The following is a 25,117-nucleotide window of genomic DNA, read 5'->3' as shown; positions in this document are numbered from 1 at the left end:
GCCGATGACGAAATATCTAAGAATTTTGAGTTTGGTGACTGCTGCCGCGACCGCATCGACGGTGACCGCGGAGGTCCCGGTCTTTGAAGCCGATGTTCTGCCGATCTTCACCCGCTACTGCTTTAACTGCCACGGAAAAAGTTCTCCACAGCTGGGTCTTGATCTGCGTTCGGCCCGCCTGACGATGCGTGGCAGTCAGAATGGCCCGGTTGTTGTGAAAGGCTCTTTGGAGAAAAGCCTGCTGTGGAAGAAAGTTTCGACTCGTGAGATGCCGCTGGAACTTTTCGAGCTAAGGCTGTCGGATGCTGAAATTGATACGATTCGCCGCTGGATTGAAGCAGGTGCTCCCTCAAGCGAACCGAATGAGCTGCCTACGGAAGTTCAGGAACAGTTCACACGCTTCGAAAAAGAAATCCAGCCAATCCTGACCGATCACTGCGTGACATGTCATGGAGCGGAAGATCCCGACTCCGGATTGGATCTGGGCAGTCTGGAGGCCCTGGTCCGCGGCAGCAAAAGCGGCCCGGTGATCGTGGAAGGTTTTTCTGACAAGAGTGTGCTGATTCGCAAAATCTCCAGCCGAATGATGCCACCACCTGATCTGGAAGATCCTCTGACACCAGCCGAGATTCTGTCCATCACTCGATGGATCGATCGTGGAAACTTTGCAGACTTCGTGGAGGTAACGCACCAGCCGACTGAGTCGCCGGATTCTTCAGTAGTTTCGGATGATGACCGTCAGTTCTGGGCCTTTCAGCAACCTGTTGCTCTCCCACTGCCACAGGTCGAGGGGACAGACAGAATTCGCACGCCGATTGATCAGTTTATTCTGTCAGATCTGGAACGACATGGTCTGACGTTCTCACCGGAGGCGTCAAAACACACTCTGCTGCGACGGGCCTATTTCGATCTGACGGGGCTGCCGCCCACACCGGCACAGGCTCAGCAATTTCTCGACGACGATGGGCCCGGTGCATATGAACGACTGATTGACCGACTGCTTGCGTCTCCACACTATGGTGAACGCTGGGGACGGCACTGGCTGGATGCAGTTGGTTATGTAGATACTTCAGACAAGGACTTCGATCCGCACAAGCCCGTGTTGTCTGAAGGCTACTGGAGATATCGCGACTATGTCATCGCGGCCACGAATCAAGACACTCCCTGGGACCGATTCCTCGCTGAGCAGATCGCCGGAGACGAAATGGTTGACTGGCGAAATGCAGAAAAATACAGCCCCGAAATCATCGAACTGCTTACGGCAACCGGTTACCTGCGAAACGTACTGGATGCGACCGACGAGGATATCTCCAATTTGCCGTTCGATCGATATGAGGCACTGTTCATGCTCATGGACAGAGTGTCAACAAGCACGCTGGGGATGACTCTGGCGTGCGCACGGTGCCACAGCCACAAATTCGACCCCATTCCTCAGACAGACTACTACCGATTTCTGTCTTTGTTCACGTCGGCATACAATCCGTCTGACTGGTTACCACCGAAACACCGGCATCTGTACGGAGTACCGAAGTCCCGACAAATCGAAATCGAACATCAGCAATCGGAACACACGGCAACACTCGACAAACTTGAGCAACAGTTCAGTGAACTTCGTGCCCCTTATCGAAATCGCATTCTGGACAGAAAACTCAAACAGGTTCCGGAGTCCGAACGGGCAAATGTAAAAGTCGCCCTGCAAACGCCCGAAGAAAAACGAAGTCAGCTGCAGAAGGACATTGTCGACAGGTATGAAAAGAAACTAGACGTCACTGAAACAGAAATTGATTCAGCACTGAATGAGGCGGATCAGGCTGCCTGCGTTCGTTTGAGGACACAGATCCTGACTGTCCGGAATGTTCTGTCTACGTTGCAGATGGACAAACTTCAGGCCCTGTGGGATGTGGGAGAAGCTCCGGTCATCCGACTGCTGCACCGCGGTGACGTGGATTTTGCCGGTCCAAAAGTCAGTCCCGGATTTCTCACCGTGCTGAGCGCCCCCGGCAGTTCCGATGCGGTGGGCTCATCCGCCGCAGTGGGTGACACCACAGGACTGCGACTGGCCTTTGCGGAATGGCTGACCAGTCCCGATCACCCGTTAACGGCGCGGGTAATTGTCAATCGACTGTGGCAACACCACTTTGGAAAGGGCATTGTCGATACGCCGGGTAATTTCGGAACCACCGGATCACGTCCCACTCACCCGGAGCTTCTGGACTGGCTGGCCGTGGAATTCATGCGTCAGGGCTGGAGTGCCAAACAGTTACACAAACTGATGATGACCTCGACAGTGTACCGGCAGACCTCGGCGCGAACGCCTGACACGGCATTCACCGCGCGCAGTGAAAACGGACTGACTCCACAAACGGTCTCCCCCGATCCACAGGCCATTGATCCGGAGGCCCGTCTGCTCTGGCGAATGCATCTGCGACGTCTCGATGCCGAAATCCTGCGTGATTCGGTACTTTCTGTGAGCGGTCAGGCGAACTTCACGATGGGAGGCCCGCCGGTCATGCTGAAGTCAACATCCGATGGTTTACTGACGGTCAGTCAGGACGATAGCGGCGGCATCGGTTCCAGACGCAGTATCTATCTTTTGGCACGTCGCTCGAATCCTCTGACCTTTCTGAGGGTGTTTGATTATCCGGTTATCGATGTGAATTGTGTGCGACGCTCGACTTCGGCTACTCCACTGCAGTCATTAACCATGATCAACAGCAGATTTCTGACCGTCAGCGCCAGCCGACTGGCAGACCGAGTGCTGGCCCTTGTCGAAAACAACGGGCACCTGACAACCAAGATCAATACGGCTTACCGGCTTACATTTGCCAGAAGACCGTCTGTTCTTGAAACCCGGGCCGCGGAACAGCACTTACAACATCTGAGTCAACTCTATGAATCCTCCGGCCTGAATTCTGCGGAGGTGTCCCGGCGATCCCTTGAAAATTTCGTTCACATGCTTCTGTGCTCGAATGAGTTTCTTTATATCGACTGAGCCGCGTCGTCCGGACAGGACAATGTTTGTTCGCCATGCACCCACTGCCGTCGGCAGTCAGCCACTCCCGATCCGCACACTTCTCAGGCTGTGACAGAACGTTTTACCTTCCGTCAGAAAAAGGTCCCTCAGCCAATCGCACCCGTTACCGGGACGGTCTGCGATCGTTGGATTCGTAAAGTGCGGAAATCGATTCACAACACGTCCCCGGAATTCCGGAAACATCAAAGCAAACATCGGGTAATCACCAGACGGTGAGATTCCGGTCAGCTCGTCCGGGAAGTTTACTGGATTGTTCAAATCGTCCTGTCACGATAACCTCGCTGTTGCCTTCAATGTGTTTGTTTTTTGTCTTCTTGATTTCGTCAGAACCGGAATAGTTTCAGCGACAAAAGTCAGTCGGTCCGGCATTCCCCAAAGGTCGTCTTCAATGAATCAACCGTTACGCGGCATCGTATATTTGCTTGCCGGACTATTCCTGAGTTGCCCTGCTTCGGCTGAGGACTGGCCAATGTGGCGTGCTAACGCCGCTCGAACGGGATCATCAGCTGGAACTCTGCCGGTGGACCTGAATCTCAGATGGACACGCGGGTTCGAACCGCGCGTTCAGGCGTGGGACGATCCACTCAACCTGGATTTGATGACATACGACCGGGTTTTTGAGCCAATTGTGATGGATGGCCGACTGTTTGTCGGTTTCAACGATCGTGACAAACTGACGGCATTCAACGCAGATACGGGTGATGAACTGTGGTCATTCTTCACAGGCGGTCCGGTCCGTTTTCCTGCGGCCGGACGAGATGGAAAAATCTATTTCAGCAGTGACGACGGCTGCCTGTACTGCGTGGAAGCAGCAACCGGAACGATGGTGTGGAAATTCCAGGGAGCACCGGGACCACAAAAGGTGATTGGAAACCGTCGTGTCATTTCTGCATGGCCGGCACGAGGCGCTCCGGTCATCCATGACCAAACAGTCTATTTTGCGGCCAGCATCTGGCCCATGATGGGAACATTTATCTACGCTCTGGATGCAGCAAACGGTGAAGTGAAGTGGGTAAATGACGGTACGGGAGCACAGTACATCAAACAGCCGCACAGCGCTCCTTCGTTCGCAGGTGTCGCACCGCAGGGGGCGCTCGTGGCAACCGACGAGTTTCTGGTGGTACCTGGCGGCCGATCGGTTCCGGCGGTCCTTCAGCGCAGTGACGGACGATTGAAGTATTTTGAAATCAACGCCGGGGGCAAGGGGACCGGCGGATCATTCGTTGTGGCCGACAATCAGCGGTTTTACGTTCACACCCGACAGAAAGGAACACGAGCCTTCGACCTGAATACCGGTCTGAAGACAGATTTCACACCCAACGAACCTGTCTTGCTGGACGGAATCGTGTACTCGGCGGAATCCACAGACGGACGTCCGGTGATTCGCGCCTATGACCAAAACGATCAGGTCATCTGGGAAATCGAAGCTGACGGACGAGGGGACATGATTGCGGTCGGCAGGCAACTGTACGCAGCAGGCAAAGAATCGATCACAGTCATTCGTCTGCCGAACGGGAAACGCCCGGCATTCATTACAGACTCGATTCCGGTCCAGGGACAAATTGAACGTTTACTGGCCGGTGACGGAAAGCTGTTCGCTGTAACAATTCAGGGGGCACTCCTGGCTTTCGGTGAGGACAGCAAAAACACGATCGAGCCACAAACCGAACAATTCACTGTGATGGAAACACGACCGGATGCGGTACATGTAGTTTCCGGTCTCATGGACCATGCGGACGCTGAAGGCTATGCATACTGGTACGGAATCTCCGACGAATCTCTGATTCACGCTCTTGCAGCACACTCACCGTTCACACAACTGGCAATTATTGATCCTGACGCGGAAAAAATTGATCATCTGCGACATTTACTTGATGGCGCAGGCCTGTATGGAAGCACAACGGCACACTGTTCACCTGCTGCGTTATTTCGGGCTCCTAAGTATACGGCGAACGTGGTATTCGCCGGACACGAGCTGACCTCTTCTGCTGACGACGGTCTGATTGCGGAATTGTACAGAGGTGTGCGTCCGTACGGTGGCGTGATGCACCTGATCGCAGACAACAACAAAGATCGACTGGCGGAACGCGTGCAGGGTCTGGGTCTTGAACAGGCGGAAGTAACGATCACAGATCACAGCGTAATGATTCGACGTACCGGAAAGCTTCCTGGCTCTGCCGACTGGACGCATCAGTACGGCGATATTGCCAACACGGTTAAGTCGAATGACCGACGTGTGAAACTGCCGCTGGGGATCCTGTGGTTCGGAGGAAGCAGCAACATGGAGGTGTTACCCAGACATGGACACGGCCCTCCCGAACAGGTTGCCGGAGGCCGACTGTTTATTGAAGGCATTAACAGTCTGAGTGCTCGTGATGTGTATACGGGCAGAGTCCTGTGGAAAAGGAAATTCGAAGACCTGGGTACCTTCGACGTCTATTACGATGAAACATACACGAATACTCCGCTCGATCCAAAATACAACCAGGTGCACATTCCCGGAGCCAACGGTCGGGGTACAAACTACATCGTGACAGAAGACCGTATCTATGTGGTGGAAGGCAGTCGCTGCCATATACTCGATCCCGCAGTCGGGACAACGATTCAGGAAATTCAGCTTCCTCAGGACCAGTCAGGCAGCAAACCACAGTGGGGTTACATTGGAGTGTATGAAGATGTGCTGCTGGGCGGATACGGCTACGCCAATTATCGGGAACGCAACAAACTGAATCCGGAATCTGACCGCGGTCTTCGAAGAAGTCGCGCAGGATTTGGGTCCAAGAGTCTGGATCGCGCGGCCAGTCTGGGACTGGTTGCATTTGATCGACACTCCGGAAAAGTTTTGTGGCAGGTCAGCGCAAAACACAGCTTCTGGCACAATGGAATCGTTGCCGGCGGCGGGCGAATCTATTGTCTCGACCGAACTCCGGAACTCATCGAAGCAGCTTTGCGTCGACGCGGTTCCTCGCGGGCAGACAGCTACCGTATCGCGGCGTTTGATGCCGAGAGCGGCGAAACGGTATGGGAGATGACCGACAGGGTGTTCGGTACATGGCTGGGATATTCTGAAGAACATAATCTGTTACTGGAGGCGGGTGCTGCGGCAAGTGACCGGCTTTATGCCGAAATCGGGCAGGGGATGGCCGTTTTTCACGCTGATGACGGAACACTGAAATGGAAAAAGGACACGATCAAATATGCCGGACCTTGTATGCTGCACAACGACTGGATCATCACAAATGCGAATTCGTACACCGAATCGGCCGGAGCGTTTCACATCACAGACGGTCACCAAAAGATGGTCCCGAATCCGCTGACCGGTGAGCTTCAGGCGTGGAAAGTAACCAGGGCCTACGGTTGCAACAACATTGTAGCAAGCGAGCATTTGCTGACATTCCGATCCGGTGCCGCCGGTTTTTATGACCTGCTGGGGGAGAGCGGCACAGGAAATTTTGGTGGATTCAAGTCCGGATGCACGTCTAATCTTGTCGTAGCCAACGGAGTTCTCAACGCTCCGGACTACACCCGAACGTGCAGTTGCGCCTATCAGAACCAGACATCTCTGGCACTCGTGCACATGCCAGAACTGGAGTTCTGGACCATCAGTCCGACAGCTGCCAGTCATACGGAAACCGATCAGCTCAGCAGGGTGGGAGTCAACATCGGTGCGCCCGGTGACCGCCGGACAGAAGACGGATTACTGTGGCTGGAATACCCACCAGTCGCCGGCCCGTCGCCTCTTCTTTCCGTCAATCTGAATGACGACGCGACACTCTTTCGACATCATTCGTCTTCTGTTGCCGCAGGTGAGGAATCATGGATCCTCGCATCGGGTGCAGACAACGTCCGAAAGGTCCGTATCCGATTCACTCTTACCAGGGAAACCAGTCTCCGTACCGGCCTGCCGATCGATCATACAGATGACGACGCAGAAGAAAGGGATAACGGTGACGTCCACACCGACAGCAGAGACCTGGAACTCGTTGAAGACGGAGAAACTCAACTGGTCGGAATGAGATTCAATCAGGTCAATTTGGCACGTGGAGCCGAAATCCACAGTGCTTACATTCAGTTCATTTGCCAAGAACCGTCCGCCGAACCGGCGTCACTGATCATTTCCGCTCAGGATACCGGCCATGCAGAACGTTTCAGCAGTGACGCACACGATCTGACGTCCCGACCAAAAACGGTGCAGAAGGTTACCTGGCATCCGGAGGAATGGAAAAAAAACGGCGACACAGGTGATGCCCAGCGTACTGCAGACATCACGCCGCTGATCCAGGCTGTCACTGACCGTGCAGACTGGAATCCGGGTAATTCTATTGTGTTTTTCATCAGTGGAGCGGGGCAACGGACAGCACTGGCATCACAGGGACACGACGAACAGTCGGCTCGACTGGTCATAGATGCAGATGAAACGCGCCCGGACGATGCGGATCAACCGACACCGTATCCGTACCGGGTTCGACTTCTGTTTTCCACACCGCTGACATTTCCGAAAACCAGACGTGAGTTCCACGTTGCACTGCAGGGAATCACACGTGATGAACAAATCGTGCTCGATCCCGCAGGCCCGCCGGAACACCGAATCGCTGCAGAAACGTTTGAAGACGTGATGATTGCAGATGAATTACAGATCGAATTCAACTCAAAACAAGGCACCCCCGTCCTGTCGGGAATCGAAATTCAACGAACGGAATGACGACACCGAACACTTGCCGACGGACGGACGGATAATGCCCGTTATGAAGCCAAATACAGACTTCGTAAAATGGTTTATGGTTTTCGGCAGGATGCTTGGCGACCTGTCGATGACCTGAACCGCAGGGGACCGGATCACACGATCCGATGCGGTTCCTGCTGTATTTCACCACCCGTGACCTGCACCGTGTTGTCTGCGTGGATGAACACGTTTACTTCGCTGCGAATGCCAAACTCAGGCAGGTAGATACCAGGTTCAATCGTGAATAGTGTCCGCGGCAGGATCTGACGGGTTTCGTGTGTTTCCAGATTGTCGATGTGAGTTCCGTTGCCGTGGGTTTCGCGCCCCAGACTGTGACCGGCCCGATGACAGAAGGCCTCTCCATAACCTGCAGCAACGATCACCTCACGCACAGCGTCATCTACCTGCCACCCCTGAAGCGGTCGTCCGGAGGCCAGTTCGGAACGCACAAGATCGACACCCGCATCACGCGCTGCAGCAACCGTTTTAAAAACATCCCTGTAGTGATCCGGCACGTTGTTCCCCGTATAACCGCAGCGTGTCAGATCGCTATAGATGCCATTATCGTGGTCGTGGCGCCCCCACATATCGATCAGTACAAAACTCTGCGCAGTAATGACCGTATCGGAAGCAGATCCTGTTTCGTAGTGGGGATTGCCGCCGTTTGCATTCACCGCAACAATCGGAGGATGGCTGGTGATCAGTTCGCAGTCAGAGAAATGTTGCAGAATGATCTGTTGAACCGCCAGTTCCTCAACTTCGCCGCGGGTTCCAATTCTTTCTGCAATGAACTGCCATGCCCGTTCAAAGGCATCACAGGTCACCTCTGATGCAGCCAGATGAGCGTCAAACTGAGCGTCAGACAGCGTGGCTTCAAACAGAGAAATCAAATCACCGGAACTCTCCACACTGCATCCGAAGCCCCTGACGACCTCAATCGTGCCTGCGTCCACCCGTCCAATGTAAGGATTGGCGTTCCGGGCGGAATATTCCATCGCAATTCGCCGACTGCCGGAAACGACTGCTTCCAGAGCCGACTCCAGTTCCTGCCATGTCAGATACTCTCTCGTTTCACCAGGCAGATGATTCAGGACGCCACTTTCGATGCGGTGCACAATTTTTTGTGGTTCACCGCTGACAGGGATGAAACAGCAGTATCGCCTGGAAACCGTCATCTCCTCCGGAATATCCATAATTCGGCGTGCCAGCAGATTGCTTCCGCGAAAGTCACAGAGCAACCAGCCATCAAACCCGAACTGCTTCAGGGCTCGTTGAATTGCCGAAAGGTCAAACATATTTATTCACCATCGATCATACAAACACTAATGACGTCCGATCTGATGTTGGAACGCAGCCTGTAATCAGCAGAGGCCTGACCCAATGCAAGTTCTTCGTATGAAACCGGATATCAGTTCAGTACAGTAAATTGTCATTCACAGTAAGTCCTGCGGACCAACCCGAAGACAGCCAATGAAAACTCTCCGGAGCAGGCTGAATCTGTCGGTGCTGATTCAAACAACACGACACCGGCAGTCTAAAGCCCGGCAGCACCCGCAAAATCCAGAGACGTCCTGTTTCCACGATTCCGGCCGATTTTGGGGAAGTTCGACTGCCACGTCTCAGCTGAGAACAACCGAACACTCGAAATCATCCGGCTTCACCACCAACAGAGAACACGGAAGTTCAGGCAGCAGTCGTTCCGTCGTGTTGCCGAAAAGGAGTCCCGGAACGCCACCTCGTCCGGAGCTGGCCATGACCAGCAGGTCGACATCAAATTCCTCGATCCCCGACAAAATACAGGTATCGGCAACGCCTTCTGTCATCTGTGTTCGCACACCCTGCGACAGTGTTCGGAAGTCAGTCTCCGCCAGCTGATCCTGCAACTGGATTTCAGCGTCAGCCCTGACCTGTTTACGCCAATTCAAAACTTCTTCTTCCGATGCACCGCCGCGCACCACCTGACGGTCCTCAAGTCCATCGAGGACGTGCATGACTGTCAGTTGTACCGGCAATGCGCGACCCAATGTCACACCGGCGGCGATCACATCTCTACCGACCTCCGAAAGATCCGTCGCCGCCAGTACGTCCAGAACGGCATCGTTGTCCGCGCGCGGCTTCACCAGCCAGACCGGCCCGGACGCATGCCGCAGCAACCGCATTCCGGTCGTGCCAAACAGAAGCCGACGGACAGCGCCTGAATTTTGTGTACCGCAAACGATCAGCGTCCGTCGTGAATTCTCAGCCGCTCGCATGATTTCCAACCAGGGCTGTCCGAATACAACTTTACCTGAGACTCGCACATTGAGCTTCACATAGTCAGACTTCAGATCTGTCAGTACCTGATTCGCCTCCTGTTGATCCACAACGGCCTGTTGATCTGTATCAACCCCGGAATCAAAAAAAGGACGTTCCGGTTCGTTAACGGCTGTAACAAGCTGCAGAGGAATCCCCATGGAAGACGCAAGATGAAACGCCTGCCGAACGGCGGCCCGGGTTGCAGAATCAAGATTGGCCGCATCCCACGGCCGGGACTCCGGCATAGCAACCCCGGCAACAACCCTGTTCAGGACGTCCATCAGCTCTGTCACTCTCTGAATTTCACATTTTAACGATCAGTACAGACTCATAACGGCAGGACCAGACTTTGGCTAATCAGATCTCGCGATACAACCCAGCAGCCCCGTTAATTCCATGGGGTACCGCCACTGCTGGTGTACCCGTGTTTGATTAACCGGAGCGGCAGCTCCGATTCGACACCTTACCGAAATTCGAATGCTTGTTCGTTAGGATTTCTGCGGCGCCACAATCAGCGGTCAGTGACCGTCTACAGCGAACGACCATGCATGATGCCACACAAACTCCTCAGAAAAATGCTGACGAAACGCCTGATAGCTCTGGTGTTAGCGACTACTGCAGGAATGGCTGCCTTCAGTCTGATCGGTCAGAAAGAGGTCTACGTAGGAACACGCGTCCGGGCAACTACGCCGCTCGAACAAATCGATCATTCAGGATGGGATCGACTGCTAAAAGCCTACGTGAACGAACACGGAATGGTAAATTACGGCAGGTGGGCCACCAATATCGCCGACCGACGCAGTTTGGAACAGTATCTGGCCCATTTGTCGACGGGCAAAAGAACAAGGACGTCATCCGCGGATGCTGTGCTGGCTTTTTGGATCAACGCCTACAACGCGGTCACCATTCACGGAATCCTTAGGGAATATCCAACCAGCAGCATCCGCAATCACACGCCCAGTGCCTCCGGATACAACATCTGGAAACACCTGCAACTCTTCGTCGATGGTCACCCGTACTCACTGAATCGAATCGAACACGAAATTCTTCTAAAAATGAACGAGTCGCGCGTTCATTTCGCGATTGTCTGCGCTTCAGTCGGGTGTCCACGACTGCTCAACGAATCCTACAAACCCAACTCTGTCCAGAATCAACTGGACACAAGTGCCCGCAAATTTTTTCTTCATCCGCGGAACTTCCGGTACAGCGACGGAGAGATTCAGCTATCGTCCATTTTGAAGTGGTTCGCTTCAGACTTCGGCAGCAATCAGTCAGATCAGCTCAAAACAATCGCTCGCTGGCTGCCGACACAGGCCGCACAAAAAGTCGCCGTATCCGGTCGACTTCGCGTCAGCTATCTGGATTATGACTGGCACCTCAACGAACAGCATTGAGCGCATAAAAAAAGCGGCCAACGCCATCCATGGCAGTACCGCTTCGGCTCCGCAACTCAGCAAGTCCGTTTGCTGTTTTGTACGGAAGGCCGAGACAATAGGAATTATCACTGGCTGTGTCAAAGCGAATTCACAGGCCACGTCGGAATGATTGAAAGCATTCGTGTATGAAACTGACGAGTTCGGCAGAATTAGCCGATCAACACCGGCAGATTCTGCCAATCTCGTCTTGCTGTAAGTCCCTGATCGTCGCTACAAACCTCGTTCATCGGTCAGCCATAATGACGCTTGACGCGTGTCATGAGCGGCCAGGCAGGTATATCCCGTTTTAAGTGAACGACGCGGCACGTGAATCTCACATCCAGTCAATCCCGTTCATTTTTGCTGCAGTGTCTGACTTCAGGCCTGTTGTGCTGTGCATTCGGCGGCTGTATTACGCCACAAAACACCCGAATGCCCACATTCTTCCGACCGCATCCACTGGCGGAACGAGCTTCGTACGAACACAACGATCCATTCTTTGATCCTGCAATTGGACCAGCACTGGATGCACGCCCGCGCGACTTTGACAGACCACGTACCATCGAACGTCGAGCCGCTGAGCAGAGATTGCTGCGAGGTCTGCCACGCGAACCGGAAACACTTCCTCCCGGGCGTTCAGGACGCCTTTATCCGGATGCGGTTAACTGATTCGATGGTTTCGTGGGTCGATTTTTCTCAGCACCGGACCGGGATCCGGACTCGACGAGCGACTTCGATGAATTTCGAATCCCGAATGAATACCGGTTCCTCAGGCATTTCCCCTTCTGTTCGATCACAGTGACGGTCCAGGATCAGACACTGGTTTTGTGCACGCACGGCAACAGTGCAGGGGATCCGGCGACTATGGTTCCCGCCGGCAGTGGTTCCCGCCGGCAGTGGTTCCCGCCCGGACGAGCACAGTCTTCGACGATTTCGATCGCGGGCCGAGCATTGTTGAAAGTGGCGATAAATTTTCCTCGGTGACGGACAATGCCGTCATCCTTCAAGAGCCGTTCAACATCATTTTCGCTGACTTCAGCGATGTTTGCAAAATCAAAATCAGCGAACGCCTTCATTCTTCGTCATGAGAGCGATGATAATCGCGGTGTCCGCATCCCCGCCGGCAGCGAGTGAAACCATCGTCACTGGTAAAGCAGATATTTCGGCTCGTCCGAATTAACCGCGGCGTTCACCTGAATACAACACTGTAACCTGTTGCCGGTCATCTCGGATCAGGCCCCGTGATCTGCCGGACTGCAGCAATACAAAACGTGCAGCTTGTGCCTTTACTCTCGAAACTTTTCCACGTGTGAAGTGTCCCCTCTTAATCAATACGCACCAAAGTCATGACCAAAAACTTCGCAAGTCAATTAATCGTGCCACACTGCCCCGGCTGACAGGCAACTACCAGCAACTGCTATCCTCACTGCGAACAGTTTTCCGGCAGTCCTGCCTGCCTGAACCTGCCGCAGACAAAGACCGATTGTGGATGTGTATCTGACTGCAAACAACCTGTTTTTCTGCGGCCTGTTAGCATTTGAATGAAGGGAAAAAACCGATAGAGTGAAAACAACAGGTATCGTTGAACGGCCGAGTCCTGCAGTTGCTGCACTATTCACAGCCACACGGATCTCACACATTTGTTACTGAGACGCCTCAATGACTACTCTGAAAACACAAACGCTGACCCGGAACACGACCCACGCACAGCTTATCGGCAACCGTTTTACCGGCGACACATGGCACGGATACTTCCTGTGCACACTGGTCCTGTCAGTCGCCGTTATGAATAGTGCAACTCCTGGTAACGCCGCCGAATCATCTGAAGATGATCACTGGTCCTATAGCGTGCCTCAGCGGCCGGAACTTCCCCCTGTCCGTGACAACAAGTGGGCACAGAATCAAATCGACGCTTTTGTTCTGCATCGACTTGAACAGGAAGGGCTGGCACCGTCACCTGCTGCCGACAGGACAACTCTGATTCGCCGTGTGACCCTGGACCTGACCGGTTTACCGCCCACACCTGAAGAAGTAAGAGCCTTTGTTGTCGATCAGTCTGACGATGCCTACGTAACGGTCGTTGACCGACTGCTGCAGTCAGTGGAGTACGCCGAAAGAATGACGGCGTGGTGGCTGGATCTGGCGCGTTACGCCGATACACATGGCTATGAAAGTGATGGAACGCGAAACATCTGGCTCTATCGAGACTGGGTCATCGACGCGTTTCATCGAGGTCTTTCGTTTGATCGATTCACGATCGAACAACTTGCCGGTGACCTGCTGCCGAATCCCACCGACAGTGAGCAGATTGCGACCGGTTTCCATCGCAACACACCGTTCTGTTACGAAGCCGGAACTGATCCCGAACAGTTTCGTGTTGAATCGGTCATTGATCGCGTGAACACGACCATGACCGTGTGGATGGGAACCACGATGGGCTGTGCCCAGTGCCATGACCACAAGTACGACCCGTTTAGCCAGCGTGATTACTTCCGGTTGTACGCATTCTTCAACAACTCTGCAGATTCAGCTGCAGAGCGAGGCACCATCAGCGCGACAAGTCCACTGGAACGTTCCGCCATCGCAAAGTACAGAACCCGACTCACAGAATTACGAAGGCAGTACGCAGGTGACCATCCGGAACTTGCCGCCCGACAGCTCCGCTGGGAAGCTAAAATCGCAGCCGGCAACAGGTGGAACATCATTGTACCGACCGAAATCAAATCGCTCTGTGGGGCTGATCTTGAATTGCTTGATGATCATTCAATTCTGGCGAGTGGAAAAAATCCTGATCACGATGTCTATGAAATATCGTTTCCTGTACCGACTTCTGATCTGTCCGGCATCGGCATTGAGGTCCTCAGGCATGAAAAACTTCCATACGGTGGTCCGGGACGGGACGAAGACAGCGGCAATTTTGACCTTAGCAGCATTCGGCTGGATTACTCCGCCCCCGGCCGCCGGAAGATGTGGCAGCGGGTTCCCCTTCAGTCTGCGATCGCCAGCTACCAGGCAGATGGCAGCAACATCACCGGCGCGATTGACGACGATCAGAACACCCGGTGGTGCACCGATCAGGAAGAGGCCCATGCAACCTTTGTTGGCGATCAAACGGAAGACATCCCGAAAGGATCGCATCTGCGGATCCGGATGTCCCATGATTCCCGGTTAGCTGGCCACGGTGTTGGCCGTTTTCGATTGTGGACGTATTCCGACGACAGTACCGAGGAACCGGTCAAAGATAAACTGGCGCCATTGCCAACATTCGCAATCCTGAACATACCAAACAACCGGCGTACGGAACTTCAGCGTACTCAGCTGACGAACTACTTCCGAACAGTCACTCCGCTGCTTGCGTCGGTTCGGGAGGAAGTCCAGACACTGGAAGAAAAATCAGCCCCTTCCTCCACACTGATCATGGTCGAGAACGACGAACCGCGTGAAACCCGTATTTTACATCGCGGAAGCTTTCTGGATCCTGGTGAACAGGTCCGGGCTGGTGTTCCTGCCGCATGGCACTCCTGGCCGCAGAATGAGCAATACAATCGACTGGGACTGGCGCGGTGGCTCATGCGACCGGAAAACCCACTGGTGGCACGCGTAACGATGAACCGTATCTGGGCACTGCTGTTCGGCAAAGCCATCGTGGAAACGAGCGAAGATCTTGGAATTCAGGGTTCTCCTCCGTCCCACCCAATGCTGCTCGATTATCTGGCCACAGAGTTTGTGTCCCGTGGATGGGATCTGCAGGCCATGCAAAAACTAATCGTCATGTCAGCAACGTACCGTCAGTCGTCAACTGTGACTCCCGATCGGCTTCGGAGTGATCCGGACAATCGACTGTTTTCCCGCGGTCCGGTGTTCCGACTGGATGCCGAAATGATACGCGACAACGCACTCGCTGTGAGCGGACTGTTGACCCGGCAGGCAGGCGGTCCCGGTGTGTTTCCTTATCAGCCACCAGGGGTCTTCGAACAGATTCACAGTTACAGCACACAGTGGGAGCTGAGCACAAAGGGCCAGCAGTATCGACGCGCACTGTACACGTGGTGGAAACGTACAGCCCCGTATCCTTCGATGATTACCTTTGACGCCCCACGTCGCAACATCTGTGTGGAACGTCGACCGCGAACCAATACACCGTTACAGGCTTTGGTCACGCTCAATGACCCGGTATTCGTTCAGTGCGCCGCCGCACTCGGACGCCGCATGGCTACAGAGATCGATGGAGATGTCCGTCAAAAGGCAGCCTACGGGTTCCGGCTGTGCGTAGCTCGACAGCCTTCGCCGGAGGAAATTGATCAACTGAGCCAACTTTACCGTAAAAACGTCGAAATCTATGCGCTTGACCCGGCGGCGGCGCGAATCTTTTCCGACGGCAACACTGTCAATGCCGCGCCGTCCGGCGTCACAACAGCCGAACTGGCTGCCTGGGCGATTATTGGAAACGTGCTGCTTAACCTGGATGAAACATTAACAAAGTACTAAGTATGGATCGATTCAGTCTGCTTCAGAATACCCGACGCTGGTTCCTGTCGAACTGTCCGACCGGCATGGGTGCGATGGCACTGTCATCGCTGATGGGAAATGACATATTCGGAAACCCGCTGACGGCGTCATCAGATCCAGTTGCGGGAAAAACAGGCGAGTTTCCGGCACGCGCCAAACGCATCATCTACCTCCACATGGCAGGAGGACCGTCACAGCTGGACCTGTATGATTACAAGCCAAAACTTTCGGCGTTGAACGGTCAGTTATGTCCTGCTGAATTCCATGAGGGGCAGCGATTCGCGTTCATTAAGGGGCATCCTAAACTGCTGGGAACGCCGTTCAAATTCGGCCGTCATGGTCAGTGCGGTGCCACGATGTCGGAACATGTTCCTCACCTTGCCGGAATTGTTGACGACCTGTGCTTTGTGAAGTCGATGCAGACAGATCAATTTAATCATGCACCGGCACAGTTATTCATGCAGACCGGATCGCCCATCCTGGGCCGACCCAGTATGGGTGCCTGGCTGTCTTACGGTCTGGGCACTGAAAACCAGGATTTCCCGGCGTTCGTGGTACTGATGTCCGGCAAACGCGGACCCAGCGGCGGCACATCTCTATGGGGTAATGGTTTTCTGCCGGGAATTCATCAGGGAGTGCGGCTGCGATCTCAGGGGGACCCCGTACTTTACCTGAACGATCCGGAGGGGATGAGTCGTCAGCAGCGCCGGATGACAATTGACCGAATTCGGGCGTTAAATGAATTACGACTTCGGTCGGTGGGAAACCCGGCAATCACAACACGAATCGAACAGTTCGAACTCGCCTACAGGATGCAGCGCAGTGTTCCGGAGTTAATGGCGATGGATCGGGAACCTGAACACATTCACAAACTGTATGGAATCGAGTCGGGCCGCCGGTCTTTCGCAAACAATTGCCTGCTGGCCCGAAGGCTGGTGGAAAGTGGCGTACGTTTTGTCCAGCTGTATCACTGGGGCTGGGACTCACACGGTCAGGATCGGGGTGAAAGCCTGCGTTACAGTTTCGTGGAACGTTGTCAGCAGACGGATCAGGCAACGGCCGCGCTGATCACCGATCTGAAGCAACGAGGATTACTTGAAGACACGCTGGTTGTCTGGGGAGGAGAGTTCGGACGCACGCCCATGGCTGAAGGTCGCAGTAAGGTTTACATCGGCCGTGATCACCATCAACACGCTTTTACGATCTGGCTGGCCGGTGCGGGCGTGAAACCCGGATTTTCCTACGGCCAAACCGATGAACTCGGTTATATGCCCGTTGAGAATCCCGTGCACGTTCATGACCTGCAGGCGACCATTCTCCATCTGATGGGGATTGATCATGAACAACTCACTTACCGCTATCAGGGTCGCGATTTCCGGCTTACCGATGTCCACGGTCAGGTTGTCGATGCTGTCCTGACGTAATACGACGGCATCGTGCATCGCCAAAGTGTGTTTTGGATATTTCCCGAATCACGGGCGCGGTCGTGAGACTTTTGGCTGCACAGATCATCCGAATTTCCACCAGTTCAGTCGCGATCCGATTCCTGAGGTTTTGATCAGGTCGCGATAACAATTTCTGATTCTGCCGCAATTGGCTTCATCGACGGCTGTGCGCAACACACAGTGGTATCACACGACGAACTGGAAATTTTCGTCAATGCCCCAACGACCGAAAGACATTCGTCGTTCGCTGCATCGTATTGCCGCAGCATCAAAAGGTCGCAGAAATAACCAGCGCTCGCGATTGTTGAACGTTTCTCCTATGCTGCCTGGCTCAAAACTTACCACCTCCGGAAGCGTCTGATGGAAACACGCAGCAATCCACTCGGTATGACACTGTTCTGTGTCTATCTGGTGATCTACACCGGTTTTGTGCTGATCAACGCCCTGGCTCCTCAAGTCATGGAGTGGACTCCGCTGGGTGGTCTGAACCTGGCGATCCTGTACGGATTCGCTCTGATCATCATCGCTTTCGTCCTTTCCATCGTTTACGGATTTCTTGCCGGGCAGTACGACAGGCAGACAAACTCCACAAATGACGGAGGTGCTCCGTGATTTACGAAGCTGCTTCGGAAGCGGTTGTGCTGTTCTTTCTGTTCGTTGGATTCACACTGGGACTCAGCTTCTGGTTCGGTCGAAAAGCAAAATCTTCAGCCGGTTATTTCACAGCGCACGGTGAAATACCGTGGTTTGTTAACGGAATCGCATTTGCCGGCGATTATCTGTCCGCCGCATCATTCCTTGGTATCTGCGGAATGATCGCGTTTTACGGCTATGACGGTTTCCTGTACTCAATCGGATATCTGGCCGGCTGGATTGTGGCATTATTTGTAGTTGCCGAACCGATGAAGCGCCTGGGCAAGTTCACATTCGCGGACGCGCTCGATGCAAGATTCAATTCGTCCGGAATTCGTACCGCGGCCGGTATCAGCACTCTGGTGGTCAGTATCTTTTATCTCATTCCCCAGATGGTTGGTGCCGGAGTTCTCGTCCAGCCGCTGCTGGGGTTTGAACACTGGCAGGGAGTCCTGCTGGTTGGTGCCGTGGTGATCCTGATCGTGGTGACAGCCGGCATGGTGTCCACCACATGGGTACAGTTTCTGAAGGGTTCACTGCTGGTCGTATTCAGCGCAATTCTCACCTGGCTCATTCTTGACCGTGGATTCGAAGTCAGGAACGGTGGTGAAGACGGCTACGAATTTACAACCTTCAATGTGTCACGCTCTGTTCTCGAATCCTGTGACGTACCGATACCGGAACTGGGCGGTCGGCAAATCGTACCACCGGAAGGAGTCTGGAAAGATTCGCCGGAATTCCTGCGGCTTCAAGATCCTGACTCTGACCGGACAACTTACTGGTTTCTTGATTCCGAAGAAGGTGCGGAATCGGTCCGCGTGGTGGAAGCACAAAGCATTACGAAACAGACCGGACAGCCTGACCTCGTCAACGGGGAAGAACGGGGCACAAAAAAGGGAGAAGCCGAACTGCATCCGATCGGATATATCAGCCGACTTCCCAATGGACAGAAATCAACCGGTCCCGTCGGTCTGAGTTCTTTTTTCAGTATTCTGCGGAATAGTGAAATTGTGCTGTGGCGCAGCAAGGCTGTCAAAGTCTCAGACGATATCACCACAACCATCTACTATCAGAAAAATACTCCCGGCAGCCATATTCTCCGCCCCGGTGAACATCCACGATTTGCCGGAATCCGAGGTACAGATGTTTGGGGCAGGCTGAATTTCATCTCGTTAATGCTGGCCCTGTTTTGCGGTACCGCATCGCTGCCGCACATTCTGATTCGATATTATACGGTGAAAGATGAACAGAGTGCCCGGAAAAGCACAATCGTGGGTATCGCCAGTATCGGCTTCTTCTACATACTGACCCTTTATCTCGGGCTCGGAGCGATGACCAGCGGAGCCATGGATGTCACGAACACCAATATGGCCGCCCCACTGCTGGCGAAAAGTATGAATACGTGGCTGTTTGCGGCAATCTCCGCAATCGCGTTCACAACGGTACTCGGAACGGTCAGTGGATTGATTCTGGCCTCCGCCGGCGCTGTGACTCATGATCTGGTCAGTAATTTTCGCCGTGATCCGCTGACTGATGCACAGCAGGTCCGGGTCGCAAAAATTTCTTCAGTGTTTGTCGGTGGAATTGCCATCGTGCTGGGGATTGTCTTCAGAGGACTGAACGTCAGCTACCTGGTTGGCTGGGCATTCAGTGTTGCGGCATCTGCTAACCTACCTGCATTGATTATGATTTTGTTTTGGCGGGGTGTCACTCGCCAGGGGGTGATTGCGGCCATCATCGTGGGGATGACCTCCTCACTTGGCTGGATTCTGCTCAGCGCAGATACCTTTCAGAAAGTCTACGGCATTGATTCGGGAGGTTACACACCGTTTACCCAGCCAGGTATCGTCACGATCCCACTTGGATTTGCGACTCTGATTATGGTTTCTTTGCTGACACGGGAGAGCGGTCAGAACACGGTGTAAACCAGCCCTCCGTAAACGCATGTCCGGTGTGGTTTGGAATGGCCAATCTGCAGCCGGAACTCTTCAATTTGAATCTCCTCCGGCATTCTCAACTCTGTGGCCAGTGCATTTTCATTCAAACTGGAAGCGGTCGATTCAGAAACATTCGCACGCGCAGGTCGGTGGACAACGCCTCATGGTGATGTGGAAACTCCGGCGTTCATGCCGGTTGGGACATTGGGAACTGTGAAAGGCCTGTTGCCGGAACAGCTGAGGCTGGCCGGTGTCCAAATGGTGCTGGCAAACACATACCATTTGGCATTGCGTCCTGGTTCCGAACTGGTACGTGATCTGGGCGGTCTTCATCGTTTCATGGACTGGGAAGGCCCGATCCTGACCGACAGCGGCGGATTTCAGGTTTTCAGTCTTGCTCGGCTTCGACAGCTGGATGACGAAAAGGCGGTCTTCCGGTCGCATATCGATGGCAGCCTGCTGGAATTGTCACCGGAACGAGCTATCCGGATTCAGGAGGATCTGGGGGCTGACTGCATTATGTGCCTCGACGAGTGTGCTCCGGCTGACGACTCTCCGGAAAGACTGCGTCAGGCGGTCGACCGGACAACCCTGTGGGCTCAGCGTTGTCAGGATGCCCAACAAAGGACCGACCAGGCCCTGTTTGGAATTGTTCAGGGCGGCATCGATGAAGCTCTTCGGACAAGATCAACCGAAGGACTGGTTCCTCTGAACTTCCCGGGATATGCGGTGGGCGGACTCAGTGTTGGCGAGTCTCCCGCTGACATGTACACAACACTGGATTTCACAGTTCCACAGCTTCCGGAGAACCGTCCAAGGTATCTGATGGGGGTCGGCACGCCTACGGATCTAATTGAAGCAGTTAGTCGGGGAATCGATCTTTTTGACTGTGTGATGCCAACACGTCACGGCCGCAACGCGATGGCATTCACCAGCCGTGGCAAAATTCGCCTGCGAAATGCGGCGCATGCCAGAGACGAAAGCCCCCTGGATGCGGAATGTTGCTGTATAACCTGCCAACGATATTCCAGAGCTTACCTCAGACATCTGTTCATCTCAGGGGAAATGCTGGGACCTATCCTGTTGTCTCTCCATAACACCACGTTTTACCAGATGCTGGTGCGTGAACTCCGAATTGCAGTAAACAACGGTACAGTGGCTGAGTTCCGGGCGAATCAGCTTGCCCAGTGGAACGGCCAGACCTAAGATCCGCGTCTTTACGGAAGTCGTGCCACGGGCAGGAGATCAGTCGTATTCGCGGCCGGTTTTCCGGAAATTGCTCTACCCGACAACCTCCTCATGAACCAGTGAAGAATTTGCCTCACTCCGAAGTGTTCTTTACTGGTGAATTTCTGGTCCGTTTGGACTCGATTGGTGAAAACAGTGAGCTGGAATCGATTCATACTCGGTCTGAATGACTTCCTGATTATCGCACAAGCCGGCGACACAGGTGGCGGTGGTGCAACGGAGGTCGAACAGCCAAATCCACTGGCGTCGCTGCTGCCAATGGTTATTATCGGATTCATTTTTTACTTCATTGTCATGCGACCTCAACTGAAAGCTCAGAAGGAAAAACGTCAGCAGCACGAACAGCTGATGTCCAATCTGAAGAAGAATGACAAAGTGGTTACTGTTGGCGGCATCATTGGCACGGTTGCTGAGGTCTCTGAGGACCGTGTGACACTGAAAACCGACGACAGTACACGAATCAGATTCACCCGGAACAGTATTCAGGAACTGCTGAGCGACAGAAAAGACGCCGCCAAGTAACGACCGAAACTTTGACCGTCCATCGGCGAGCAGAGTTACACAGATCAATTTACACAGATCAATTTACACAGATCAATTCGGAATGCTGCGACAGAATGTCGTAACGTCCATCTCCCGCCAGACACATCAGGAATAATTGTCGATGATCAACCCATGGAACGTGTTGTTCACACTGGCAGTCCAAGCTTCCGAAACAGCTTCTGAAACCGTTGCTAATGTTGCAGACGCGGTTATGAACACGGCCAGTGCGGCTGCGGAAAAGGCTCCGGACGCCGGAACCGTGGTTGGCGAAGCAACTGATGCTGCAGTCACCGAGAGTGGTGGTAACGCCGTCACGGCCGCTCTGATTTTACTGAACGTTGTCCTGATTCTCGGCCTTCCGGTCATCATCGGGGTCTTCATCGCCCGGGCGCTGAAGATGAAGGAATATGCGGGGCGAATTGCAACCTGCCTGCTTGCCCTCTCGATTGCTGTGGCCCCACTGGTAATCGGTGACAAAAACCTGAGTGAGAAGCTCAAACTGGGCATTGATCTTGCCGGTGGAGCCAACCTCGTTTACGAAGTCGAGGAGACCGAAGGGAAAGAAATCACGGACGCCCTCATGGACAAGATGGTCGGGGCGGTGGCAGTCCGAATTAATCCGTCGGGACAGGAAGAAACCACTGTCCGCCGGGTGGGTTACGATCGAATCGAAGTCATCGTCCCCGGTAAGGATCCGGAAACTGTTGACGTAATCAAATCCAGGATTGTCCGCCTGGGTACCCTTGAATTCTATATCACGGCCCATGAGCGCGAAGACTCAGCTATCGTGGCTCAGGGACAGGCACTGGACATAGCCACCAAAGAAGTCCGCGATTCAGCCGGTAACATCATCGCTAAATGGTTACCGGCCTACCTCAAAGACAATGAACCACAGTTCCTGGAACGAAATGACGCCGTCCGCCGCAGTGTGAAGGCTGAACGACCGACCGACACCGGCATGGAAGAATACGACACGGAAGAATATCTATTGCTTGTCGATCGGGAACAGGAGCGTGTCAGCGGTAAGTACCTGACGTCTGCTGGAACGACAGTTAATCCGGACAACGGGACACAGATGGTCACGTTTCGGTTCAATCAGCAGGGGGCTTATCTGTTCGGCCGGCTCACCGGAAGCAACAAACCACGCGACGGGCACCCTGACCGAAGTCTGGCAATTGTGCTTGATGGACAAGTTCAAAGTGCTCCGGTCATCCGTGACACGATTACGAGCAATGGTCAGATCACAGGAGACTTCACCCCGGAAGAAGCTCGGGACCTGACCAGTGTCCTGAATGCCGGTGCACTGGAGGTTCCCATCAATCCCAAGCCGCTGAGCGAAGCGACCGTCGATCCGACACTTGGTGAAGATGTCCGCAACAAAGGAATTCAGGCAATCATCATCGCCGCAGTCTCCGTCGTTGGCTTCATGCTTCTGTACTACCGTGCGGCCGGCTTGATTGCGATTCTCTGCCTGGTCATGAACATAGTACTGGTCCTGTCAACCATGATGCTCATCGAAGCCACGTTCACGCTTCCCGGACTGGCGGGTCTGGTGCTGACCATTGGTATGGCCGTGGATGCAAATGTGCTGATCTTCGAGCGAATTCGCGAGGAGCAGCGGCGAGGGTCCAGCCTGCGGATGGCTATTCGCAACGGATTCTCCAAAGCCTTCTCCACTATTATCGATGCTAACCTCACGACTCTGCTGACAGCAGTAATCCTGTTCATGATCGGTACCGATCAGGTACGAGGGTTCGCCGTAACACTGTTCATCGGAATCGTGATGAGTATGTTTACGGCACTGTTTGTGAGCCGCACAATCTTCGACATCGCCGAAAAGAAACGCTGGATCAAAAAGCTGGCGATGTTCAGCTTCGTCGGCGAAACCAACTGGGATTTTGTGGGCAAACGATTCGTCGCTGCTGTTCTGTCTGTCGTTCTGATTGCAATTGGCCTGACGGCATTTTTTACGCGAGGCACAAAGAACTACGACATCGACTTCACCGGAGGCACGATGGTAACGTTCCAGCTTGAGCAGGGGGCCGAAACGGATGCCGTCCGGGAAGTGCTGGGCACCCAGTTTGCAGAGAATTTTACCGTCGAGCGACTGACACTTGCGGGGGAAGAATCGGGACAGGGCGGCATGCATTTCCGTCTGAGAACATCGGAAACGGATTCTGACGACACCAAACAGTCAAAACTGTCTGCCGAGGAACGTGTGAGCCAAAAAGTGAACACCGCATTCGAAACCGCCGATGCGATGCAGCTGCGTAAAGTGACGATGAGTTTCACTCCACTGAAAACAGTGGAAATCGATGAAGATGACAATTCCGTGCAGGCCAGTCAGAATCGCCGTTTCAACGGTGGTTCTTCTTCGAACATCACATTCTCCGATGAATTGGCAGAAGGAACAATTCGCGACACGCTTGAATCGACACTGCAGGAACTCAGTGCTTCCGACGGTAATCGTTATGAAGACACCTCATCCCTGTTCGGCATTACGGGAATCAGTGGCAGCGGTATGGAAGCCAACGCGCAGAGTGTCCGAAAATTCGATCAGGTGACGGTACGTACACTGGACGAGATCTCCCCGGATGACCTGCAGACCGCTCTGACTGCGATGCAGTCCCGACTGGAAGCGAGCCCGCTGTTTGACGAAGTCAATACATTTGCCAGCGCAGTAGCCGGCGAGATGAAGCAGTCCGCGATCATGGCCATCATTGTGAGCCTGATTGCGATCGTCGGATATATCTGGTTCCGCTTTCAACGAATCACTTTTGGACTGGCGGCCGTTGTTGCTCTGACTCATGACGTCCTCATTGTGCTGGGAATGGTGGCCTTAGCTTCCTGGGCCAGCGGTCATCCCATCAGCCAAACTCTGATGCTGACAGACTTCCGAATCAACCTGCCGATGGTCGCCGCTTTTCTCACCATTGTCGGATACTCACTCAATGATACGATCGTAGTGTTCGACCGAATTCGTGAAGTGCGAGGCAAAAATCCGGAACTCACTACAGAGATTGTCAATACCTCGCTCAATCAGACCCTGTCTCGAACACTGTTGACATCACTAACGACGTTCATTGTTGTGGGGATCCTGTATGTGATCGGAGGCGAAGGGATTCATGGATTCGCCTTCTGTCTCACCCTGGGAATTTTGGTGGGAACCTACAGTTCGGTTTATGTTGCCAGTCCCGTACTGATCTGGTTGATGAACCGAAATAACAGTCAGCCTGTGTAGCAGACTGTGATCAGGTCGGTCCCCGACTCTGCATCTCTTCAACCGGTTGGCAAACGAAATGTAAGTCTGGTCTCGGTCGAAACGATCGTGGATA

Annotated in this window: 15 protein-coding genes; 12 read left to right on the top strand and 3 right to left on the bottom strand. The window is 53.8% G+C overall.

The features are described from left to right. The first annotated feature begins 4 nt into the window (after nucleotides 1-4). Together MK110_09290 and MK110_09285 are read left to right on the top strand one after the other, a co-directional pair. Nucleotides 5-2,992 carry a PSD1 and planctomycete cytochrome C domain-containing protein gene (locus MK110_09290; protein MCH2211485.1) on the top strand — a complete coding sequence of 996 codons (2,988 nt, stop codon included), beginning with the start codon at nucleotides 5-7 and terminating at the stop codon, nucleotides 2,990-2,992. A 430-nt stretch (nucleotides 2,993-3,422) separates the two neighbouring features. Further along, nucleotides 3,423-7,736 (top strand): PQQ-binding-like beta-propeller repeat protein, encoded by a 4,314-nt coding sequence (locus MK110_09285; GenBank protein ID MCH2211484.1) that lies wholly within the window; start codon nucleotides 3,423-3,425, stop codon nucleotides 7,734-7,736. Between the two features lie 134 nt (nucleotides 7,737-7,870). Here MK110_09285 and MK110_09280 read toward each other — a convergent pair whose 3' ends face one another. Together MK110_09280 and MK110_09275 are read right to left on the bottom strand one after the other, a co-directional pair. Beyond that, nucleotides 7,871-9,052, bottom strand: coding sequence for a M24 family metallopeptidase (locus MK110_09280; GenBank protein ID MCH2211483.1), 1,182 nt, complete (start codon nucleotides 9,050-9,052; stop codon nucleotides 7,871-7,873). 324 nt (nucleotides 9,053-9,376) lie between these two features. Further along, nucleotides 9,377-10,333: a universal stress protein gene (locus MK110_09275; protein ID MCH2211482.1), complete on the bottom strand. Its 957-nt coding sequence runs from the start codon at nucleotides 10,331-10,333 to the stop codon at nucleotides 9,377-9,379. 270 nt (nucleotides 10,334-10,603) lie between these two features. Between MK110_09275 and MK110_09270 the strand changes: the two genes are divergently transcribed. Both MK110_09270 and MK110_09265 read left to right on the top strand, forming a co-directional pair. Then, nucleotides 10,604-11,446 (top strand): DUF547 domain-containing protein, encoded by an 843-nt coding sequence (locus tag MK110_09270; GenBank protein ID MCH2211481.1) that lies wholly within the window; start codon nucleotides 10,604-10,606, stop codon nucleotides 11,444-11,446. 453 nt (nucleotides 11,447-11,899) lie between these two features. Next, nucleotides 11,900-12,136 (top strand): hypothetical protein, encoded by a 237-nt coding sequence (locus MK110_09265; protein ID MCH2211480.1) that lies wholly within the window; start codon nucleotides 11,900-11,902, stop codon nucleotides 12,134-12,136. A 143-nt stretch (nucleotides 12,137-12,279) separates the two neighbouring features. Here the strand turns inward: MK110_09265 and MK110_09260 are convergent, their stop codons facing one another. Continuing rightward, a complete protein-coding gene (locus tag MK110_09260) occupies nucleotides 12,280-12,543 on the bottom strand; it encodes a DNA-3-methyladenine glycosylase I (protein MCH2211479.1) in 264 nt (87 codons plus the stop codon). A 583-nt stretch (nucleotides 12,544-13,126) separates the two neighbouring features. Here MK110_09260 and MK110_09255 point away from each other — a divergent pair. The 8 genes from MK110_09255 to secD all read left to right on the top strand — a co-directional run bounded on the left by MK110_09255 (nucleotide 13,127) and on the right by secD (nucleotide 25,023). Continuing rightward, nucleotides 13,127-15,955 carry a DUF1549 and DUF1553 domain-containing protein gene (locus tag MK110_09255; protein ID MCH2211478.1) on the top strand — a complete coding sequence of 943 codons (2,829 nt, stop codon included), beginning with the start codon at nucleotides 13,127-13,129 and terminating at the stop codon, nucleotides 15,953-15,955. 2 nt (nucleotides 15,956-15,957) lie between these two features. Continuing rightward, nucleotides 15,958-17,400 carry a DUF1501 domain-containing protein gene (locus MK110_09250; GenBank protein MCH2211477.1) on the top strand — a complete coding sequence of 481 codons (1,443 nt, stop codon included), beginning with the start codon at nucleotides 15,958-15,960 and terminating at the stop codon, nucleotides 17,398-17,400. A 235-nt stretch (nucleotides 17,401-17,635) separates the two neighbouring features. Then, entirely contained in the window at nucleotides 17,636-17,782 is a 147-nt protein-coding gene (locus MK110_09245; GenBank protein MCH2211476.1) for a hypothetical protein, read from the top strand. Then, on the top strand, nucleotides 17,782-18,033 hold the full coding sequence (locus MK110_09240) for a DUF485 domain-containing protein (GenBank protein ID MCH2211475.1): 252 nt from the start codon (nucleotides 17,782-17,784) through the stop codon (nucleotides 18,031-18,033). Before MK110_09245 ends, MK110_09240 begins: the two co-directional genes overlap by 1 nt. After that, complete coding sequence (locus MK110_09235; protein ID MCH2211474.1) at nucleotides 18,030-19,979, top strand: cation acetate symporter; 1,950 nt, start codon at nucleotides 18,030-18,032, stop codon at nucleotides 19,977-19,979. Before MK110_09240 ends, MK110_09235 begins: the two co-directional genes overlap by 4 nt. 96 nt (nucleotides 19,980-20,075) lie before the next feature. Then, nucleotides 20,076-21,197, top strand: a complete 1,122-nt coding sequence (gene tgt / locus MK110_09230) for a tRNA guanosine(34) transglycosylase Tgt (GenBank protein ID MCH2211473.1) — start codon at nucleotides 20,076-20,078, stop codon at nucleotides 21,195-21,197. Between the two features lie 177 nt (nucleotides 21,198-21,374). Further along, the gene (gene yajC / locus MK110_09225; GenBank protein MCH2211472.1) at nucleotides 21,375-21,761 is read left to right on the top strand and encodes a preprotein translocase subunit YajC; all 387 of its coding nucleotides are present in this window, start codon (nucleotides 21,375-21,377) and stop codon (nucleotides 21,759-21,761) included. 142 nt (nucleotides 21,762-21,903) lie between these two features. Further along, the gene (gene secD / locus MK110_09220; protein ID MCH2211471.1) at nucleotides 21,904-25,023 is read left to right on the top strand and encodes a protein translocase subunit SecD; all 3,120 of its coding nucleotides are present in this window, start codon (nucleotides 21,904-21,906) and stop codon (nucleotides 25,021-25,023) included. Nucleotides 25,024-25,117 lie beyond the last annotated feature (94 nt).

The organism is Fuerstiella sp. (assembly GCA_022447225.1).
In the GTDB taxonomy this organism is placed as follows: domain Bacteria; phylum Planctomycetota; class Planctomycetia; order Planctomycetales; family Planctomycetaceae; genus S139-18.
Note: the sequence above shows the minus strand (reverse complement) of the source record. Positions and strands in the feature narration are given on the sequence as shown.

What these genes read in the sequence shown, in the direction of transcription:
- MK110_09255 (MCH2211478.1), top strand. Translation starts at nt 13,127, where the DNA reads ATGACTACTCTGAAAACACAAACGCTGACCCGGAACACGACCCACGCA.
- MK110_09275 (MCH2211482.1), bottom strand. Translation starts at nt 10,333, where the DNA reads ATGGACGTCCTGAACAGGGTTGTTGCCGGGGTTGCTATGCCGGAGTCC.
- MK110_09290 (MCH2211485.1), top strand. Translation starts at nt 5, where the DNA reads ATGACGAAATATCTAAGAATTTTGAGTTTGGTGACTGCTGCCGCGACC.
- MK110_09270 (MCH2211481.1), top strand. Translation starts at nt 10,604, where the DNA reads ATGCCACACAAACTCCTCAGAAAAATGCTGACGAAACGCCTGATAGCT.
- secD (MCH2211471.1), top strand. Translation starts at nt 21,904, where the DNA reads ATGATCAACCCATGGAACGTGTTGTTCACACTGGCAGTCCAAGCTTCC.
- MK110_09265 (MCH2211480.1), top strand. Translation starts at nt 11,900, where the DNA reads ATGCCCACATTCTTCCGACCGCATCCACTGGCGGAACGAGCTTCGTAC.
- MK110_09245 (MCH2211476.1), top strand. Translation starts at nt 17,636, where the DNA reads ATGCCCCAACGACCGAAAGACATTCGTCGTTCGCTGCATCGTATTGCC.
- MK110_09240 (MCH2211475.1), top strand. Translation starts at nt 17,782, where the DNA reads ATGGAAACACGCAGCAATCCACTCGGTATGACACTGTTCTGTGTCTAT.
- MK110_09280 (MCH2211483.1), bottom strand. Translation starts at nt 9,052, where the DNA reads ATGTTTGACCTTTCGGCAATTCAACGAGCCCTGAAGCAGTTCGGGTTT.
- MK110_09250 (MCH2211477.1), top strand. Translation starts at nt 15,958, where the DNA reads ATGGATCGATTCAGTCTGCTTCAGAATACCCGACGCTGGTTCCTGTCG.
- MK110_09260 (MCH2211479.1), bottom strand. Translation starts at nt 12,543, where the DNA reads ATGAAGGCGTTCGCTGATTTTGATTTTGCAAACATCGCTGAAGTCAGC.
- MK110_09285 (MCH2211484.1), top strand. Translation starts at nt 3,423, where the DNA reads ATGAATCAACCGTTACGCGGCATCGTATATTTGCTTGCCGGACTATTC.